The organism is Paracoccus simplex, assembly GCF_042648325.1.
Taxonomy (GTDB): Bacteria; Pseudomonadota; Alphaproteobacteria; order Rhodobacterales; family Rhodobacteraceae; genus Paracoccus; species Paracoccus simplex.
Map to the genome: position 1 here is coordinate 14389 of NZ_JBHRXE010000009.1, position 17942 is coordinate 32330.

Consider the following 17942-nt stretch of genomic DNA (forward strand, 5'->3'; position numbering starts at 1 on the left):
GACCCGGCGTCGCGGGGAACCGTCGCGTCCCGGCCTTCGTTGCAAGGATGAACCTGACGAAGGAGAGTTTCATGGCTGTGAATGTCAAAGGGCTCAGCGACAATGCCCGCAAGACCGCGATCGCCGAGTTGAATGCCCGCCTGGCCGACGCGCTGGCGCTGTCGGCGGCGATCAAGCAGGCGCATTGGAACGTCAAGGGCCGCAACTTCATCGCGGTGCATGAGCTGTTCGACACCGTGAAGGCGCGGCTGGACGAGCATGTGGACATGATGGCCGAGCGCGTGCAGGTGCTGGACGGCGTCGCCGTCGGCACGGTCGAGAAGGTGGCCAAGGCCAGCACGCTGAAGGAATACCCCACCGACCTGACCAAGGCCGAGGACCATATCAAGGCGGTCTGCGAACGGATGCGCGATTACGGCGGGAAGGTCCGCGCCGCCATCGGCACCACCGACGAGGCCGGGGATGCCGATACCGCCGACCTGTTCACCGCCGCCTCGCGCACCGCCGACAAGGATCTGTGGTTCCTGGAAAGCCATCTGGAGTGACGGCCTGGCCGGGGCGATGAAAACCGGGGCGCAAGCCCCGGTTTTGTCGTCTGGTCACTTCGGCATCGGCGCCGTGATGCCCTCGACATAGAAGTTCATCGAGGACAGGTCCTTGTCGCTGGCGGTCTGGCCCTCGGCCAGCCAGACGCTGCCGTCCTGCTTGTTCAGCGGCCCGGTGAAGGGGTGGTATTCGCCCGAGGCGATCCTGTCCTTCAGCGCCAGCGCCTCGTCTTTGATGTCGGCCGGCACCGCCTCGGTGATCTCGCCGATCTCGACCTCGCCGTCGCCGATGCCCAGCCAGACCGCATGCGATTTCCAGGTCCCGTCCAGCACCTCGCCGACGCGCTGGATGTAATAGGGTGCCCAGTTGTCGATGATCGACGAAACCCGCGGGCTGGGCTTGAACGCCGCCATGTCGCTGGCCTGGCCGAAACCGATGGCGCCGGCCTCCTGCGCCTTGGCCAGCGGCGCGGTCGAGTCGGTGTGCTGCAGGATCACGTCCACGCCCTCGGCGATCAGCGCGGCGGCGGCGTCGGCCTCTTTCGCGGGATCGAACCAGCTATAGGCCCAGACCACCTTCATCTCGACATCCGGGTTCACCTTCTTCGCGTGGATATACGAGCTGTTGATGCCCTGCACCACTTCGGGGATCGGGAACGAGCCGATATAGCCGATCTTGTTCGACTTGGTCATGCGCCCGGCGATGGTGCCCATGACGGCGCGGCCCTCGTAGAAGCGGGCGTCGTAGGTGGCGACGTTCTCGGCGGTCTTGTAGCCGGTGGCGTGCTCGAACTTCACGTCGGGGAATTTCTTCGCTACGTTCACGGTCGCGTCCATGAAGCCGAAGCTGGTGGTGAAGATCAGCTTATGGCCCGACAGCGCCAGTTGGGTGATGGCGCGCTCGGCATCGGCGCCCTCGGGGACGCTTTCGATGAAGGTGGTCTCGACGCGGTCGCCATATTCCTTTTCGACCGCCTGGCGGGCCAGGTCGTGTTGATAGGTCCAGCCGCCGTCGCCCACCGGCCCGACATAGATGAAGCCCACCTTGAGCTTTTCATCCTGGGCAAAGCCGGGCAGGGCCGAGGCGGCCAGAAGGGCGGCGGCGCTGCCGAGAAGGGTTCTGCGATTCATCATGGTCTCCTGTTGGTTACGCTAGCGCAGTGCGTGGAAGGGCCTGCCCAGCGATCCGGGGGCAGCAGCCCCGCCCGAGCGGCCGAATTTCTGCCGGGCCGAGATCAGCACCAGCACGAGGATCGTGGCAAGATAGGGCGCCATGCTGAGCAGCTGCACCGGCACCGCGACCCCCGCCGCCTGCAGGCGCAACTGCAGCACGGTGACGCCGCCGAACAGCCAGGCCCCGGCCAGCACGCCCCAGGGGTTCCATTGCGCAAAGACCACGATGGCCAGCGCGATCCAGCCGGCGCCGGCGGTCATGCCCTCGGTCCATTGCAGCACCGTGGCGATCGAGATATAGGCGCCGCCCATCCCGGCCAGCGCGCCGCCGAAGCCGATGGCGGCGATGCGCAGGGCGCGCACCGGATAGCCCAGCGCATGGGCGGCGTCGTGGTTCTCGCCCACCGCGCGCAGGATCAGGCCGGGGCGCGAGCGCATCAGGAACCACCAGACAGCGGGCACCAGCGCCAGGCCCAGCCAGATCATCAGGTTCAGCCGCAGCGGCCCGGCCAGCATCGGCGGCGCCTTCACCCCCTCGTAGGGCTTGCCGAACATGGCGGTCAGGCCCAGGCCGAACAGCGTCAGCGCCAGCCCCGTGGCAACCTGGTTCGACAGCAGGAATTGCGTCAGCACCGCGAAGATCATCGACAGCGCCGCGCCGGCGACGGCGGCGGCCAGGAAACCCAGCGCCGGGCTGCCGCTGGCATGGGCCACGGCAAAGCCCGCCAGCGCGCCGCCGATCATCATGCCCTCGACCCCCAGGTTCAGCACCCCCGCGCGTTCGACGACCAGCTCGCCCAGGGCTGCGAACAGGATCGGCGTCGCGGCGCCCAGCAGCAGGATGAAGACGGAAAGCGGGTCGATCATCATGCGCGCCTCCGGATGCGGTATCGGGTCAGGATGTCGAAGCCGAGCAGGAAGAACAGCAGCATCCCCTGGAACACCTGCACCGTCGCCGCGGGCAGGTTCAGCATCATCTGCGCCAGTTCCCCGCCGATATAGGTCAGCGCCATGAGCAGCCCCGCCAGCAGGATGCCCAAGGGATGCAGCCGGCCCAGGAAGGCCACGATGATCGCGGTGAAGCCGTAGCCCGAGCCGAAGCTCTCGGTGATCTGGCCGGCCGGGCCCGCGACCTCGAACAGGCCGGCGAGGCCGGCAAGCGCGCCCGAGACGCCCAGGCACAGCGCCACCAGCCGCTCGGGGCGGACGCCGGCAAAGCGCGCGGCGCGGGGGGCGGCCCCGGCGGTGCGGATGTGGAAGCCAAGGACGTGGCGCGACATCACGAACCAGGTCGCCGCCAGGGCCAGCACCGCCGCCACGCCGCCCCAATGCAGGCCGGAGCCGGCGATCAGGTCCGGGTTCGAGGCCGCCTCGTATTGCTGCAGGTTGCGCGAGCCGGGAAAGTTGAAGCCCTCGGGGTTCTTCATCGGCCCGAAGGCCATCCAGGCGGCGACCTTCTGCGCCACATAGACCAGCATCAGCGATACCAGGATTTCCGAGGCGCCGAACCAGTTGCGCAGCAGCGCCGGGATCATCCCCCAGGCCCAGCCGCCCGCCGCGCCGGCCAGGATCATCGCCGGGAAGATCCAGAACGCGTCCAGCGGATAGGCGGCCAGCGCCACCGCGGCGCCGCAAATGGCGCCGATGATGTATTGCCCCTCGGCGCCGATGTTCCAGATCCCGGCGCGGAATCCCAGCGCCAACCCGCAGGCGATCAGGATCAGCGGCCCGGCCTTGACCAGCAGTTGCGGCCGCGAATAGCCGGCGGCGGGACCGAACAGCGGGTCCCAGAAAATGGTGCGGATCGCGGCCAGCGGGTCGAAGCCCATGGCGGCGAACAGCGCGCCGCCGACCAGCATCGTCGCCAGCACCGCCAGCACCGGGGTCGCGACCTGCCAAAGCAGCGGGGCGCTGGTGCGGGGTTCAAGCCGAAACATGCGCCACCTCCATGCCATGCGCGCCGCCCAGCATCAGCCCGATCTCCTCGACCGTCAGGCCCTCGGTCGGCCGGGGCGCGGACAGCCGGCCCTGGTTCAGGGCGCAGAACCGGTCCGACAGTTCCAGCAGCTCGTCCAGGTCCTGGCTGATGACGATCAGCCCGGCACCCTGCGCGGCCAGGTCCAGCAGCGCCTGGCGGATGGCGGCGGCGGCGCCGGCATCGACGCCCCAGGTCGGCTGGTTGACGACCAGCGCCCGCGGCCGGCCCAGCACCTCGCGGCCGATGACGAATTTCTGCAGGTTGCCGCCCGACAGCGCGCCCGCCGCCGTGCCGGGGCCGGGGGTGCGCACGTCGAAGGCGCGGATCACCTCCTGCGCGAAAGCCGTGGCCGCCTTGCGGTCGATCAGGCCGTTGCGGATCAGCCCCTGCCGCGCCCCGGCGGTCAGCAGCGTGTTCTCGGCCAGGCTGAATTCGGGCACCGCGGCATGGCCCAGCCGGTCCTCGGGCGCCGCCAGCAGCCCGGCCCGGCGCCGCGCCTCGGGGCCGGCGGCAGAGAGGTCGCGTCCCTCCAGAGCCACGGTGCCGGCGGCGGTCGCGGTCTCGCCCGACAGCGCCGAAAGCAGCTCCTCCTGGCCGTTGCCGGCGACGCCGCCGATGCCCAGGATCTCGCCCGCGCGCAGGCTCAGCGCGATGTCCTTCAGCGCCACGCCCTCGCCGGCCGGCGTGGACAGGCCCCGGACCTCCAGCACCGGCGCGCCGGGCTTGCGGCCGGAACGGTCCACCAGCCGCATCTCGGCCCCGACCATCATCGCCGCCAGTTCGCGGGCGGAATGGGCGCGCGGATCGACCGTGCCGACCAGCCGGCCCTGGCGCAGGATGGTGGCGCGGTCGCAATGGCTGCGGATTTCCTCCAGCTTGTGGCTGATATACAGGACCGCCGTGCCGGCCTCGGCCAGTTGCCGCAGGGTGGCGAACAGGATCTCGGCCTCCTGCGGGGTCAGGACCGAGGTCGGCTCGTCCATGATCAGCAGGCGCGGGCCTTGCAGCAGGCAGCGCAGGATCTCGACCCGCTGCCGCTCGCCCGCCGACAGGCTGGCGATACGGCGGCCGGGGTTCAGCGGCAACCCGTAGCCCTGCGACAGCTCGGCGATGCGGCGGGCAAGTTCGGCGCGCGGCGGCGGGTTCTCCATCCCCAGCGCAATGTTCTCGGCCACGGTCAGCGCGTCGAACAGGCTGAAATGCTGGAACACCATGGCGACGCCGGCGGCGCGGGCGGCGCGCGGATCGTGCGGCGCATAGGGTGCGCCCAGCAACGCCATCCGCCCCTCGTCCGGCCGCACCAGGCCATAGATCATCTTGACCAGCGTGGACTTGCCGGCGCCGTTCTCGCCCAGCAGGGCATGGATCTCGCCGGCGGCGACCGCAAAGGACAGGTCGTCATTGGCCCGCACGCCGGGATAGCTCTTGCCCAGACCCTCGGCCCGGAAAACATCGGTCACTGTCGCGCGCCTCGCTGCTTTTTGCGCCAAGATTAGCGGTTTTCCGCCGAGGGGCAATTGCACAATCCGTCAGGTCGGACCTAGATTGCGCCATGCCGGAAAATTCTCCCCGATTCATCCACCTGCGCACCCATTCCGAACATTCGCTGCTGGAAGGCGCGGTGCCGGTCAAGAAACTTGCCGATCTGGCGGCGCAGAACGGCATGCCGGCCGTGGCGCTGACCGATACCAACGCGCTGTTCGCGGCGCTGGAATTCTCGGTCAAGGCGCAGGATGCCGGCGTGCAGCCCATCGTCGGCTGCCAGGTCACGCTGGCGGCCGAAGTGACCGGCCCGGTGGTGCTGCTGGCCCAGAACGAGACCGGCTGGCTGAACCTGATGGAGCTGTCGACCTGCCTTTACCTGCGCGACGACCACGCGCTGCCGCATGTGACGCTGGCCGATCTGGAAGCCCATGCCGAGGGGCTGATCTGCCTGACCGGCGGCGCCGGCGGCCCGCTGGGCCAGCTGGTGCTGCAGGGCCGCCCGGCCGAGGCCCGCGGCCTGGCCGAGCGGCTGGCCGCCGCCTTCCCGACCCGGCTTTATGTCGAACTGCAGCGCCACCACGATGCCGAGGGTCAGCCCGTCCCCGAGGAGGCGGGCTCGGAAGGCGGCATGATCGACATCGCCTATGCGCTCGACCTGCCGCTGGTCGCCACAAACGACGTGTATTTCCCGAAATCCGAGCTGTTCGACGCCCATGACGCGCTGATCTGCATCTCGGACCGCGCCTATGTCGACCAGACCGCGCCGCGCCGCCGGCTGACGCCGCAGCATTACTTCAAGACCGCCGCCGAAATGGCCGCGCTGTTCGCCGACCTGCCCGAGGCGATCCAGAACACCGTCGAGATCGCCCGCCGCTGCGCCTTCGCGGTCAAGAAACACAAGCCGATCCTGCCGCGCTTTGCGGGTGACGAGGTCGAGGAACTGCGCCGCCAGGCCTGGGACGGCTTGCGCGCCCGGCTGGCGGTGATCCCGCATTCCGCCACCGTCGAGGAATACGAGGAGCGCCTGCGCTTCGAGCTGGGCATCATCGAGCAGATGGGCTTTCCCGGCTATTTCCTGATCGTCGCCGACTTCATCAAATGGGCCAAGGAACACGGCATCCCGGTCGGGCCGGGCCGCGGCTCGGGCGCCGGCTCTCTGGTTGCCTATGCGCTGACGATTACCGACCTGGATCCAATGCGTTACAGCCTGCTCTTCGAGCGGTTTCTGAACCCGGAACGGGTGTCGATGCCCGACTTCGACATCGACTTCTGCATGGATCGCCGCGAGGAGGTGATCCAATACGTGCAAGAGAAATACGGCCGCGACAAGGTCGGCCAGATCATCACCTTCGGCGCGCTTCTCTCCAAGGCGGCGGTGCGCGACGTGGGCCGGGTGCTGCAACTGCCCTTCGGCCAGGTGGACCGGCTGTCCAAGATGATCCCGGTCGAGGGCGTGAAGCCGGTCAGCGTCACCAAGGCCCTGGCCGACGAGCCGCGCCTGCGCGAGGCCGCCAGGGAGGAGGTGGTCGCCCGCCTGCTGGACTATGCCGCCAAGATCGAGGGGTTGCTGCGCAATGCCTCGACCCATGCCGCCGGCGTGGTGATCGGCGACCGGCCGCTGCACCGGCTGGTGCCGCTTTATCGCGATCCGGCCTCGGACATGCCGGCGACGCAGTTCAACATGAAATGGGTCGAGCAGGCCGGGCTGGTCAAGTTCGACTTTCTCGGCCTCAAGACCCTGACGGTGATCCAGAACGCGGTCGATCTCATCAATGCCGGCGGCCGGCCGCTGCATGTTGCCGCCGACGGGCGGCGGCTCTACGATCCGGCCAAGGGGGCCGAGAACCAGATCAACGCCATCCCGCTGGACGACAAGCCCAGCTATGAGCTGTTCGCCAGCGCCCGCACCGTGGCGGTGTTCCAGGTCGAAAGTTCGGGGATGATGGACGCGCTGCGGCGCATGAAGCCGACCTGCATCGAGGATATCGTGGCGCTGGTGGCGCTGTATCGCCCCGGCCCGATGGAGAACATCCCGACCTATTGCGAGGTGAAGAACGGCCTGCGACCGCTTGAATCCATTCACCCCACCATCGACCACATCCTGGCCGAGACCCAGGGCATCATCGTCTACCAGGAACAGGTGATGCAGATCGCCCAGGTCATGGCCGGCTACAGCCTGGGCGGCGCCGACCTGCTGCGCCGCGCCATGGGCAAGAAGATCGCCGAGGAGATGGCCAAGGAGCGGCCGAAATTCGTCGAGGGCTGCAAGCAACAGGGAATCGACGCGAAGAAGGCCGGAGAGGTCTTTGACCTGCTTGAGAAATTTGCCAATTACGGTTTCAACAAGTCCCATGCCGCCGCCTATGCCGTGGTCAGCTACCAGACCGCCTGGCTCAAGGCCAATCACCCGGTCGAGTTCATGGCCGCGGTGATGAACTGCGACATTCATCTGACCGACAAGCTCGCCGTCTATAAGCGCGAGGCCGACCGGATGGGGATCGAGACCGTGCCGCCCTGCGTCAACCGCTCCGAGCCGACCTTCAGCGTCAAGGACGGCCGCATCGTCTATGCGCTCGGCGCGCTGAAGGGCGTCGGTGTCGAGGCGATGCGGCTGATCACCGCGGCGCGCGGCCAGACGCCGTTCCGCGACCTGCACGATTTCGCCCGCCGCGTCGACATGAAGCGCGTCGGCAAGCGGCCGCTGGAGATGCTGGCCCGCGCCGGCGCCTTCGATGGGCTGGAACCGAACCGCGCCCGGGTGCTCAAGGCGCTGGACGGGCTGGTCGCCTGGTCGGCGGCGGTGCAGGAAGCCGCGGCCTCGTCGCAAAGCTCGCTGTTCGGCGGCGGCGAGGATCTGCCGCCGCCGCGCCCCGTGCCGGCGCCGATCTGGATGCCGGCCGAGAAGCTGGCCGAGGAACATGCGGCGGTCGGCTTCTACCTCTCGGGCCATCCGCTGGACGATTACCAGCCGGCGCTGCGCCGCAAGAACGTGCAGACCCTGGCCGAGGTGACGCAGGCGGCGGCCGATGGGGCGCTGGTCGCCTCGCTGGCCGGCACCGTGGCCTTCCGGCAGGAAAAGAAATCCGCCCGCGGCACCCGTTTCGCCTTCGTCGGCCTGTCGGACCCGACCGGGCTTTACGAGGTCACGGTGTTTTCCGACACGCTGGACGCCCATCGCCAGCACCTGGAACCGGGCGAGAACGTGGTGCTGCAGGTGCAGGTCGAGCCGTCGGGCGATCAGGTCAAGCTTCTGGCCCGCGCGGTGACGCCGCTCGATCAGGCGGTGGCGGATGCCGGGGCCAATCGCCTCGCGGTCGAGATCGCCGGGCTGGACGCCGTGCCCGGCATCGCCGAGGCGCTGGCCCGCATCCGGGCCGAGATCGCCGCCCCGGCCCGCGCGCGCGGGCCTATTGCCTTGCGGCTCAAGGACGGCGAGGATCTGGTGGATATCGAGATCGCCGAGGACGCGCCCTTGACCACGCCGGCGCGCCAGGCGTTGCGCGTCATTCCCGGCGTGCTGGAAGTGCTTGAAGAATAGTTTTTTCATCCGGCCGGCCCGCCGGCCCATTGTTACAAGGAGCTTTCATGCGATTCCCGACCATTGCGCAGGGCGCCACGCCCTCGGCGGACGGGGCGGTGACGCGCTTCGTCTCGCCCGAGGTCCAGAACAAAAGCTGGTTCAACCCGACCAAGCCGGTGATCTTCGTCAACGGCATGATGAATACCGGCGCCGATCACCGGGCCAGCGCCGAGGCGCTGTCGCTGATGCTGGGCTGCCCGGTCATCGGCGTCTACAACCGCAAGGACGGTTTCTGGGCCGACCTGTTCCAGTGCATCACCGACAAGGCGCGGCTGACCCAGGTCCAGACCTCGAACCTGAACCACAACACCAACTGGATCGCGTTCTTCGACCAGGTCTGGCAGAAGAGCCGCGAGAAGCGCCCGATGCTCAGCAAGGAGGATTTCGCGCATGAGATGCTGGCCGGCAACCCGGCGGCGCAATCGCTGTTCGCGCTGCTGATCGGCCAGCCGGGCGGCATGCTGGGCACGCCGGTCTATTGCCACAGCCAGGGCAACCTGGTGACCTCGAACGCGCTTTCCGCGGTGACGCTGGTCAAGGGCGTGGACTCGGTCCGGGGCCTCGAGGTGAACAGCTTCGGCTCGCCGGCGCGCGGCTGGCCGGTGGGGCTGAACCGGGTGAACAACGCCTATACCTTCGACCCGGTCAGCTTCCTTGACCTGCGCATGGACTGGACCAGTTCCAAGGTCGGTTTCAAGGTCGCGCATGGCTTTCTGAACTATGTCGCGCAAGACGGTGAATTCGTTGTGAACCGCTTCCGCACCGGCGGCTGGGGCATGACCGTCAACATGGACGAAAAGGGGCTGGCGAAGTTCTGCGCCGGACTCGGCACCAACACCAAGCGGCTGCGCGCGATCTTCGACCGGCTCGAGGCGGCGCATTTCACCGACAGCGACGACGTGGCGCTGGAATATGTGAACCTGCTGTCCGAGCAGCAGCTCGCGGCGCTGCGGGCCGTCGATCCGGCCTTCATCGCGCAGCTGGTGCGGCTGTTGCAGGCCGGCTGGACCGCCGCCGACGAACAGCGCGCCATCGACCGGCTGCAAGCGGCGCAGGGCGTCAGCTGAACGCAAAAGCCCCGCCATCGGCGGGGCTTTCCATTTCCGGGGCAAGGGCGCTCAGTTGCGCTCCTTGTCCACCATCTTGCCCTTGCTGATCCAGGGCATCATGGCGCGCAGCTTCTCGCCGACCTTCTCGATCTGGTGTTCGTCGTTGATGCGGCGCGTCGCCTTGAAGGACGGCTGGCCGACGGCGTTCTCCTGCATGAAGTCGCGCACGAACTTGCCGGTCTGGATGTCCGACAGCACTTCCTTCATGCGGGCCTTGGTTTCCTCGTAAGGCAGGATGCGCGGGCCCGAGACATACTCGCCATATTCCGCGGTGTTCGAGATCGAGTAGTTCATGTTGGCGATGCCGCCCTCGTAGATCAGGTCCACGATCAGCTTCACCTCGTGCAGGCATTCGAAATAGGCCATTTCCGGCTCGTAGCCGGCCTCGACCAGGGTTTCGAAGCCCATGCGGATCAGCTCGACCAGACCGCCGCACAGCACCGCCTGCTCGCCGAACAGGTCGGTCTCGCATTCCTGGCGGAAGTTGGTCTCGATGATGCCCGAGCGGCCGCCGCCGATGGCCGAGCAATAGCTCAGCGCCAGATCCTGCGCCTTGCCGGTGGCGTCGTTATGCACCGCGAACAGGCAGGGCACGCCGCCGCCCTTGGTGTATTCGCCGCGCACGGTGTGGCCCGGGCCCTTCGGCGCCATCATGATCACGTCGACGCCCGGCTTGGCCTCGATCAGGCCGAAATGGATGTTCAGACCGTGGGCAAAGGCGATGGCCGCGCCTTCGCGGATATTGTCATGCACGTATTTCTTGTAGGTCTCGGCCTGCAGTTCGTCGGGCATGGTGAACATGATCAGGTCGGCCCAGGCGGCGGCCTCGGCGATGCCCATGACCTTCAGCCCCTCGGCTTCCGCCTTCTTGGCCGAGGCCGAGCCCTCGCGCAGCGCGACGACGACGTTCTTGGCACCGGAATCGCGCAGGTTCAGCGCATGGGCGTGGCCCTGGCTGCCGTAACCCAGCATGGCGATCTTCTTGTCCTTGATCAGGTTCACGTCGCAATCGCGATCATAGTAAACGCGCATCGGAAACTCCCTCCATTTCGCTGCAGGGGTTGTAGCAGCCGCGCGCCGGCAGATCAGCGCATTTTTCGCACTTCTATCTTCAAATGCGAAATGGTAATAAACGATAGATCATCTTTGCGAAAAAATCATGCCCGACGCCACCGATCGCCGCATCCTGCGCCAGCTGCTCGCCGATCCCGACATCGCCAATGCCGAACTGGCCCTGCGCGCCGGGGTGACGCCCGCCAGCCTGTGGCGCCGGCTGGAAAAGCTGCGCGAGACCGGGGTGATCCGCGCCACCGAGACCCGCATCGACTGGCGCAAGCTCGGCTACGAGGTGCAGGTCAGCCTGCGCTTCACCCTCGACAAGACCCATCCGCGCGCCTTCGACGAATTCCAGGCCGCCGCCCGCCGCGTCCCCGAGGTGACCGAGATCCAGACCTTCCTCGGCTCGGTCGACCTGCGGCTGTCGGTCATCGCCCGCGACATGGCGCATTGGCAGCAGATCTACCGCGAAAGCATCCTGACGCTGCCGCATGTCCAGGACAGCGACGCGCTGATGCTGGTCTCGACCATCAAGGACGTGCAGGAGCTGCCGCTGTGAGCCTCGCCCCCGACGCCACCGACCTGGCCATCCTGCGGCTCCTGGCCCAGGACGCGACCCGCGGCGCGGCCGAGATCGGCCGCGCCCTGGGCCTGACCCAGCCCGCCACCTGGCGCCGCATCCGGCGCCTGGCCGAGGCGGGGGTGATCGCCGGCCGCCGCGTGGTGGTGGACGAGGCGGCGCTGGGATTCGGCGTCACCGTCTTCCTGGGCATCCGCCTGGCTGCCAAGGGCCGCACCAGCCTCGAGGATTTCGAGCGCGCGGTGACCGCCATCCCCGAGGTGCAGACCGTCCAGCATGTGCTGGGCCAGTTCGACTACCGGCTGCGCATCCATGCCCGCGACATCGCCGATTTCGAACGCATCCTGCGCCGCCGCATCATGACCCTGCCCGGCGTCGGCCAGGTCGAGGCGAACGTGATGCTCTCCGAGGAACGCCGGCCCGGCCCGCTCTAGGTCACGGGCTTGTTGGCTTGCAAAACCCCGGCAAAGCCGCCAATCAGGCGCGACCCAACATGAGGTGAGCGATGGCCAGTCCCGCCCCGTTTTCGCGTTACGAATTCCTGATCGCCTGGCGCTACCTGCGCGCCCGCCGGGCCGAGGGCGGGGTCAGCGTGATGACCTGGATCAGCCTGATCGGCATCACCCTGGGCGTCATGGCGCTGATCGCCACGCTGGCGGTGCGGGCCGGTTTCCGGGCGGATTTCGTCGACACCATCCTGGGCGCCAACCCGCACAGCACCGTCTATTACCCGCCGACGCAGATCTATAACGAGCTGACCGAGGAAACCTACGTCTCCCCCGGCACGATCGCGGATTACGACGCGCTGGCCGCGAAGATCGCCGCCGTCCCCGGCGTCACCCGCGCCGATCCGGCGGTGCGCGGCAAGGTCATGGCCACCCAGAACGGCGCCCGCGGCCTGGGTGACGTCTACGGCGTCTCGGCCGAGGCGCTGAAGGCGCTGCCCGGCGTCGTCGATCCCCAGCGCGCCAGCGGCAACATCGCCGATTACGACCGGGGCGTCGCCATCGGCCTGGGGCTGGCGCGGACGCTGGGCGTCGGCGTCGGCGACCGCATCCAGCTGGTCTCGCCCGAGGGGGCACAGACGCCGGTCGGCACCACGCCCCGGATCGAAAGCTACGAGGTGGTCTATGTCTTCTCGGCCGGGCGCTGGGACATCGACGAGGCCCGCATCTACATGCCCATGGCCGCGGCGCAGAGCTTCTTCAACCGCGAGGGCGTCGCCGACGAGATCGAGGTCTTCGTCGGGGATCCCGAACGGGTGGACGACTGGACGCCGCAATTGCTGGCGGCGGTGGGCGAACGCGGCCAGGTCTGGACCTGGCGCGACGCCTCGGGCAGCTTCCTTGCCGCGCTGGACATGGAGGATGACGTGATGTTCGTCATCCTGGCGATCCTGGTGCTGATCGCCTCGATGAACATCACCTCGGGCCTGATCATGCTGGTCAAGAACAAGGGCCGCGACATCGGCATCCTGCGCACCATGGGCCTGACCGAAGGCGCGGTGCTGCGGGTGTTCTTCCTCTGCGGCGCCTTCACCGGGGTGATCGGCACCGCCGCCGGCGTGCTGCTGGGCGTGGCGCTGGCCTTGAACGTCGACCATGTCATGGCGGCGCTGAACGCGCTGACCGGCGGCAATGCCTGGCAGCCCGAGGTGCGCGGCATCTACGCGCTGCATGGCGAGCTGCGCGCCTGGGACATCTTCCGCGCCGTGGCGCTGTCCCTGGGGCTGGCCTTCGTGGTGACGATCTTCCCGGCGCGGCGGGCGGCGCGCATGAACCCGGTCGAGGCGCTGCGCTATGAATGATCCCGCGCGTCCCGCTCGCCCGGCCCGCCGCCGGGGACCGGCCCCGGCCAATCCGAACCCGCAAGAGGGCCCCGCATCATGAATGACGTCCTGGTCCTCGAAGGCGTTTCCAAGACCTATGGCAAGGGCGGCCCGGCGCCGGTTCCGGTGCTCTCCGGCCTGTCGCTCAGCGTGGCGCGCGGCGAGGTGGTGGCGCTGGTGGCGCCGTCCGGGGCGGGGAAATCGACGCTTCTGCATATCGCCGGCCTGCTCGACACCGCCGATGCCGGGCGGGTGGCGATCAACGGCCGCGAGATGAGCGGGCAGGGCGACCGCGCCCGGACCGAGGCGCGGCGCGAGGAGCTGGGCTTCGTCTACCAGTTCCACCACCTGCTGCCCGAGTTCACCGCGGCCGAGAACATCGTGCTGCCGCAACTGGCCAATGGCGTCTCCGGCGCCGCCGCGCGGGCGCGGGCCGCCGACCTGCTGGGGCGGGTCGGGCTGTCGCATCGCGCCGCCCACCGGCCGGCGCAGCTTTCGGGCGGCGAGCAGCAGCGCGTCGCCTTCTGCCGGGCGCTGGCCAACCAGCCCTCGCTGCTGCTGGCGGACGAGCCGACCGGCAATCTCGACCCGGCGACCTCGGACAAGGTGTTCGACATGCTGATGACGCTGGTGCGCGAAACCGGGCTGGCGGCGCTGATCGCCACCCACAACCTCGAGCTGGCAGGGCGCATGGACCGGGTGGTGCGGCTGGGCGGGGGGGGCGCGGCATGACGGCCGCCGCCGGCCGGCGGCGGTGTACGGCCGGTGTACGCGCGGTGCATGCGGGCTGCACGCAGATCACGCCCGAAACCCCGGCAATTGCTGGTCCCGGCGGCCCGGACGCCGCCAGACAGCCCCGGCGCAACGCCCGCAGCCGTTGCGCGCCGCCGCGGCCTTCACCGTTTTCCAAATACCCCGGCTGCCTGGCGGCGGGGCTGGCGCTTCTCGGCCTGCTGCCGGCCCCGGCCGCCGCCGACCCGTTCGAGCAGTTCGGCACGGCGATGAAATACGGCCTGCCGCTGGCCGCGGCCGCCTGCGCCGCCGACCAGGACCGGCTCGAGGATTTCGCGCTGCGCGGGCTTTTGCAGACGGCGCTGGTCTGGGCGATGAAGGAATATATCGACGCGCCGATCGCCCGCCGCCCTTCGGGCCAAGGCGGCGGCTTTCCCTCGGGCCATACGGCGATGGCCTTTTTCGGCGCCGCGGATCTGGCCGGAAAATGCTTCGAGGACAAACCCTTGGCCGGCGCCGCCACCTATGGCGCGGCCGGCCTGACCGGCTGGAGCCGCATCCATGCCGGCGAACATACCCCGCAGCAGGTCTGGACCGGGGCGCTGATCGGCATCAGCTTCGGCGCGGCAAGCTTCGGGATCGGCACCGAGGGCGCGAGCGTCTCGGTGGGGATGCGGTTCTGAGCCCTTAGCGGGCGGTCGATCCGATCGGCCTAGAAAATTCTTTGCTCGATCTCACGCGGATCGGCCACATCCACATGCCAAAACTCGACTGCGCCTTCGGGCAGGGTCGCCAGCACCCGCGCCAGATCCGCTTTGTTCGTGTAACGGCGCAAGGACCAGGCTGTCGCCTCAATGGCATTGTCAGGCGTCAGGTTGTGGTTCTGCCGGACCTTCTTTACCTCCCGCACCAAGGCAGCCCGCTCCGCGAAGGGAAGCGGGGGGAGGTGAACCTGCCAGCCCGCAACGAAAACCGCGCGCGGTATGGCTGGAAGAACGGAAGCAAAGTTCAATCCCTGCTGGGCGGTCAGCCGCCGCCGAAACACCTGTAAGACCCCGTCCATCGCGGTATAGGCCGTATTATCCGACGTGAGGTCCATGCGGTCCCTGAGATCGTCAAGGATCGCCCTCCATTCCTTGGAAGCGTGGCGATAGGTCCAGGGCATCGGCATGATCGGCTCTCGTCTCTTCTGGGGCATCAGGCACCTGATCCTAGCCCGCCGAGGCCGATTCGTCCCGCAAAGCCGCCCAGCCCAGCCGCTCGTGACGACCCGTTACCCCCGCGCGCCGGCCAGGATCACCACCGCGCCCAGCCCGCACAGCCCGCCGCCCAGCAGATCCCAGCGGCTCGGCACCTGACCCTCGGTCAGCCACAGCCAGCCCAGCGAGGACGCCACATAGATCCCGCCATAGGCCGCATAGGCGCGGCCGGCGAAATCCGTGTCCACCCGGGTCAGCAGCCAGGCGAACAGCGCCAGCGAGACCATGCCCGGCACCAGCCACCAGGCCGAGCGGCCCAGCCGCAGCCAGGCCCAGAAGGCAAAGCAGCCGGCGATCTCGGCCAGCGCGGCAAGGATGTAGACGGCAAGCGGCGCGGCCAGCGCCATGTCAGAGGTCCAGTTCCTCGGCATCCGCGAATTGTGCGTTCTCCTGAATGAACTGGAAGCGCAGCTCGGGCTTCTTGCCCATCAGCCGCTCGACCAGGTCCGAGGTCTCGCCGCCTTCGTCCTCGTCGATCGAGACCCGGATCAGCTTGCGCGTCTTCGGGTTCATCGTCGTGTCCTTCAGGTCCTTGGCGTCCATCTCGCCCAGACCCTTGAAGCGTTGCACGTCGATCTTGCCCTTGCCCCCCAGGCCCTTGGCCAGCATCGCCTCTTTCTCGGCATCGTCGGCGACATAGACCCGATGCGCGCCCTGGGTCAGGCGATAGAGCGGCGGGCAGGCCAGGTACAGATGGCCCTTGTCGATCAGCGGCCGCATCTGGGTGAAGAAGAAGGTCATCAGCAGCGAGGCGATATGGGCGCCGTCCACGTCGGCATCGGTCATGATGATGATCTTGTCATAGCGCAGATCGTCCACGTTGAACTTGCTGCCCATGCCGGCGCCGAGCGCCTGGCAGAGATCGGCGATCTCCTGGTTCTGGCCGAGCTTCGAGCTGGCGGCGCCCAGCACGTTCAGGATCTTGCCGCGCAGCGGCAGCAGCGCCTGGGTCTGGCGTTCGCGCGCCATCTTGGCGCTGCCGCCGGCCGAGTCGCCCTCGACGATGAACAGTTCGGTGCCGTCGCGGTTGGTGGCCGAGCAATCGACCAGCTTGCCGGGCAGACGCAGCTTCTTGGTCGCCGACTTGCGGGCGGTTTCCTTTTCCTGGCGGCGGCGCAGCCGTTCCTCGGCGCGCAGCACCAGGAAATCCAGGATGGCGCCGGCGGATTTCGTGTCGGCCGCCAGCCAGTTGTCGAAATGGTCGCGCACCGCGCCCTCGACCAGCCGGGCCGCCTCGGTGGTGGCCAGGCGGTCCTTGGTCTGGCCGACGAATTCCGGCTCGCGGATGAAGCAGCTGACCAGCGCGCAGCCGCCGGTCAGCAGGTCGTCGCGGGTGATCTGCGCCGCCTTCTTGTTGCTGACCCGTTCGCCATAGGCGCGGATGCCGCGCAGGATCGCCGACCAGAAGCCGGCCTCATGCGTGCCGCCCTCGGGCGTGGGGACGGTGTTGCAATAGGACTGGATGAAGCCGTCGCGCGACGGCGTCCAGTTGATCGCCCAGTCCACCTTGCCGGGGGTGTTGAACTTTTCCTTGAAATCGACGCTGCCGGCAAAGGGCCGGTCGGCATAGGTCGAGGAGCCGTCGAGGGTTTCGGAAAGATAGTCGGCCAGCCCGCCGGGAAAGTGGAACACCGCCTCCGGCGGCGTCTCGCCGTCGTCGATCTCGGATTTCCAGCGGATCTCGACGCCCGAGAACAGATAGGCCTTGGATTTCACCATCTTCAGCAGCCGCGCCGGTTTGAAGCGGTGATGGCCGAAGATCTGCTCGTCGGCGTGGAAGGTCACGGTGGTGCCGCGCCGGTTCGGGGCGGCGCCGACCTTTTCCACCGGGCCAAGCGGGACCCCGCGCGAGAAACTCTGCTGGAACAGCTCCTTGTTGCGGGCGACCTGCACCACCATGCTGTCCGACAGCGCGTTGACCACCGAGGCGCCGACGCCGTGCAACCCGCCCGAGGTCTGATAGGCGTCGCCCGAGAACTTGCCGCCGGCATGCAGCGTGCACAGGATCACCTCCAGCGCCGACTTGCCGGGAAATTTCGGGTGCGGGTCGATGGGAATGCCGCGGCCGTTGTCGCGGATCACCACGCTGAAATCGGCCAGCAACTCGACCTCGATGCGGCTGGCGTGGCCGGCCACCGCCTCGTCCATCGAGTTGTCGAGGATCTCGGCCACCAGGTGATGCAGGGCGCGTTCATCGGTGCCGCCGATATACATGCCGGGACGCTTGCGGACGGGCTCCAGCCCCTCGAGAACCTCGATCGAGGCGGCCGAATAGCTTTCGGTGGCCTTGTCCGAGGCGGGAAAGAGATCGTCTGCCATGGCACCTGCTCGTCTTGTACTCTGGGCCGGCGTTATCTCATGCCCGGCGGGCCATGGGCAAGGGAAAGTGTCGGCCGGGGCAGGGGCCGCAAGTGATGGTGGCCGAGCGCGGCGTCAAGCCCCGCCAAATGCGACAAAACGCCCGGCAGTTTGACGCAGGTCAAGGTCGGTCGCGGGAATCACTGTCACAGTTCTGTCGTTGAAGGGTGAACGGGGGCGCGCGCGAATGGATGGTGAGCGGGTCAAGAGGGAAACGCCGGCCACCTCCGAAGGGTAAAGAGTCGGGAGTGGCGGTGGT

Annotated in this window: 16 protein-coding genes; 8 read left to right on the plus strand and 8 right to left on the minus strand. The window is 68.1% G+C overall.

Annotation, left to right across the window (positions count from 1 at the left end):
- Positions 1-47 precede the first annotated feature (47 nt).
- Positions 48-545 (plus strand): DNA starvation/stationary phase protection protein Dps, encoded by a 498-nt coding sequence (gene dps, locus ACFOMP_RS04275; RefSeq protein ID WP_379028252.1) that lies wholly within the window; start codon positions 48-50, stop codon positions 543-545.
- Positions 546-599: 54 nt separating this feature from the next.
- Here the strand turns inward: dps and ACFOMP_RS04280 are convergent, their stop codons facing one another.
- From ACFOMP_RS04280 to ACFOMP_RS04295, 4 genes are read right to left on the minus strand one after another with little or no spacing between them, the layout of a single operon-like run.
- On the minus strand, positions 600-1676 hold the full coding sequence (locus ACFOMP_RS04280) for a BMP family ABC transporter substrate-binding protein (protein ID WP_379028091.1): 1077 nt from the start codon (positions 1674-1676) through the stop codon (positions 600-602).
- Between the two features lie 21 nt (positions 1677-1697).
- Complete coding sequence (locus ACFOMP_RS04285; RefSeq protein WP_289893799.1) at positions 1698-2588, minus strand: ABC transporter permease; 891 nt, start codon at positions 2586-2588, stop codon at positions 1698-1700.
- Positions 2585-3655, minus strand: a complete 1071-nt coding sequence (locus ACFOMP_RS04290; protein WP_289893798.1) for an ABC transporter permease — start codon at positions 3653-3655, stop codon at positions 2585-2587. The genes ACFOMP_RS04285 and ACFOMP_RS04290 overlap by 4 nt, the downstream gene beginning before the upstream one ends.
- A complete protein-coding gene (locus tag ACFOMP_RS04295; RefSeq protein WP_379028093.1) occupies positions 3642-5156 on the minus strand; it encodes an ABC transporter ATP-binding protein in 1515 nt (504 codons plus the stop codon). The genes ACFOMP_RS04290 and ACFOMP_RS04295 overlap by 14 nt, the downstream gene beginning before the upstream one ends.
- A gap of 92 nt (positions 5157-5248) precedes the next feature.
- On the opposite strand from ACFOMP_RS04295, the gene dnaE reads away from it, so the two are divergent.
- On the plus strand, positions 5249-8719 hold the full coding sequence (gene dnaE, locus ACFOMP_RS04300; RefSeq protein ID WP_379028095.1) for a DNA polymerase III subunit alpha: 3471 nt from the start codon (positions 5249-5251) through the stop codon (positions 8717-8719).
- Positions 8720-8766: 47 nt separating this feature from the next.
- A complete protein-coding gene (locus tag ACFOMP_RS04305) occupies positions 8767-9828 on the plus strand; it encodes a hypothetical protein (RefSeq protein WP_379028097.1) in 1062 nt (353 codons plus the stop codon).
- 51 nt (positions 9829-9879) lie between these two features.
- Here ACFOMP_RS04305 and ilvC read toward each other — a convergent pair whose 3' ends face one another.
- The gene (ilvC, locus tag ACFOMP_RS04310; RefSeq protein WP_379028099.1) at positions 9880-10902 is read right to left on the minus strand and encodes a ketol-acid reductoisomerase; all 1023 of its coding nucleotides are present in this window, start codon (positions 10900-10902) and stop codon (positions 9880-9882) included.
- A gap of 127 nt (positions 10903-11029) precedes the next feature.
- Here ilvC and ACFOMP_RS04315 point away from each other — a divergent pair, with 127 nt between their 5' ends.
- The 5 genes from ACFOMP_RS04315 (at position 11030) to ACFOMP_RS04335 (ending at position 14749) form a co-directional block, all read left to right on the plus strand.
- Entirely contained in the window at positions 11030-11485 is a 456-nt protein-coding gene (locus tag ACFOMP_RS04315; protein WP_379028101.1) for an Lrp/AsnC family transcriptional regulator, read from the plus strand.
- On the plus strand, positions 11482-11940 hold the full coding sequence (locus tag ACFOMP_RS04320; protein ID WP_289893792.1) for an Lrp/AsnC family transcriptional regulator: 459 nt from the start codon (positions 11482-11484) through the stop codon (positions 11938-11940). Before ACFOMP_RS04315 ends, ACFOMP_RS04320 begins: the two co-directional genes overlap by 4 nt.
- A 71-nt stretch (positions 11941-12011) precedes the next feature.
- Positions 12012-13313, plus strand: coding sequence for an ABC transporter permease (locus ACFOMP_RS04325; RefSeq protein ID WP_289893791.1), 1302 nt, complete (start codon positions 12012-12014; stop codon positions 13311-13313).
- A gap of 78 nt (positions 13314-13391) precedes the next feature.
- Positions 13392-14066, plus strand: coding sequence for an ABC transporter ATP-binding protein (locus ACFOMP_RS04330; RefSeq protein ID WP_289893790.1), 675 nt, complete (start codon positions 13392-13394; stop codon positions 14064-14066).
- Positions 14063-14749 (plus strand): phosphatase PAP2 family protein, encoded by a 687-nt coding sequence (locus ACFOMP_RS04335; protein ID WP_379028104.1) that lies wholly within the window; start codon positions 14063-14065, stop codon positions 14747-14749. Before ACFOMP_RS04330 ends, ACFOMP_RS04335 begins: the two co-directional genes overlap by 4 nt.
- A gap of 29 nt (positions 14750-14778) precedes the next feature.
- Here the strand turns inward: ACFOMP_RS04335 and ACFOMP_RS04340 are convergent, their stop codons facing one another.
- From ACFOMP_RS04340 to parE, 3 genes are all read right to left on the minus strand, one after another.
- Positions 14779-15237: a DUF2267 domain-containing protein gene (locus ACFOMP_RS04340; RefSeq protein WP_379028106.1), complete on the minus strand. Its 459-nt coding sequence runs from the start codon at positions 15235-15237 to the stop codon at positions 14779-14781.
- Between the two features lie 102 nt (positions 15238-15339).
- Positions 15340-15672: a YnfA family protein gene (locus tag ACFOMP_RS04345; RefSeq protein ID WP_379028108.1), complete on the minus strand. Its 333-nt coding sequence runs from the start codon at positions 15670-15672 to the stop codon at positions 15340-15342.
- 1 nt (position 15673) lies between these two features.
- Positions 15674-17644 (minus strand): DNA topoisomerase IV subunit B, encoded by a 1971-nt coding sequence (gene parE / locus ACFOMP_RS04350; protein WP_379028110.1) that lies wholly within the window; start codon positions 17642-17644, stop codon positions 15674-15676.
- Between the last annotated feature and the right edge of the window lie 298 nt (positions 17645-17942).

What these genes read in the sequence shown, in the direction of transcription:
- dps (WP_379028252.1), top strand. Translation starts at nt 48, where the DNA reads ATGAACCTGACGAAGGAGAGTTTCATGGCTGTGAATGTCAAAGGGCTC.
- ACFOMP_RS04280 (WP_379028091.1), bottom strand. Translation starts at nt 1,676, where the DNA reads ATGAATCGCAGAACCCTTCTCGGCAGCGCCGCCGCCCTTCTGGCCGCC.
- ACFOMP_RS04285 (WP_289893799.1), bottom strand. Translation starts at nt 2,588, where the DNA reads ATGATGATCGACCCGCTTTCCGTCTTCATCCTGCTGCTGGGCGCCGCG.
- ACFOMP_RS04290 (WP_289893798.1), bottom strand. Translation starts at nt 3,655, where the DNA reads ATGTTTCGGCTTGAACCCCGCACCAGCGCCCCGCTGCTTTGGCAGGTC.
- dnaE (WP_379028095.1), top strand. Translation starts at nt 5,249, where the DNA reads ATGCCGGAAAATTCTCCCCGATTCATCCACCTGCGCACCCATTCCGAA.
- ACFOMP_RS04305 (WP_379028097.1), top strand. Translation starts at nt 8,767, where the DNA reads ATGCGATTCCCGACCATTGCGCAGGGCGCCACGCCCTCGGCGGACGGG.
- ilvC (WP_379028099.1), bottom strand. Translation starts at nt 10,902, where the DNA reads ATGCGCGTTTACTATGATCGCGATTGCGACGTGAACCTGATCAAGGAC.
- ACFOMP_RS04315 (WP_379028101.1), top strand. Translation starts at nt 11,030, where the DNA reads ATGCCCGACGCCACCGATCGCCGCATCCTGCGCCAGCTGCTCGCCGAT.
- ACFOMP_RS04325 (WP_289893791.1), top strand. Translation starts at nt 12,012, where the DNA reads ATGGCCAGTCCCGCCCCGTTTTCGCGTTACGAATTCCTGATCGCCTGG.
- ACFOMP_RS04330 (WP_289893790.1), top strand. Translation starts at nt 13,392, where the DNA reads ATGAATGACGTCCTGGTCCTCGAAGGCGTTTCCAAGACCTATGGCAAG.
- ACFOMP_RS04335 (WP_379028104.1), top strand. Translation starts at nt 14,063, where the DNA reads ATGACGGCCGCCGCCGGCCGGCGGCGGTGTACGGCCGGTGTACGCGCG.
- ACFOMP_RS04340 (WP_379028106.1), bottom strand. Translation starts at nt 15,237, where the DNA reads ATGCCGATGCCCTGGACCTATCGCCACGCTTCCAAGGAATGGAGGGCG.
- ACFOMP_RS04345 (WP_379028108.1), bottom strand. Translation starts at nt 15,672, where the DNA reads ATGGCGCTGGCCGCGCCGCTTGCCGTCTACATCCTTGCCGCGCTGGCC.
- parE (WP_379028110.1), bottom strand. Translation starts at nt 17,644, where the DNA reads ATGGCAGACGATCTCTTTCCCGCCTCGGACAAGGCCACCGAAAGCTAT.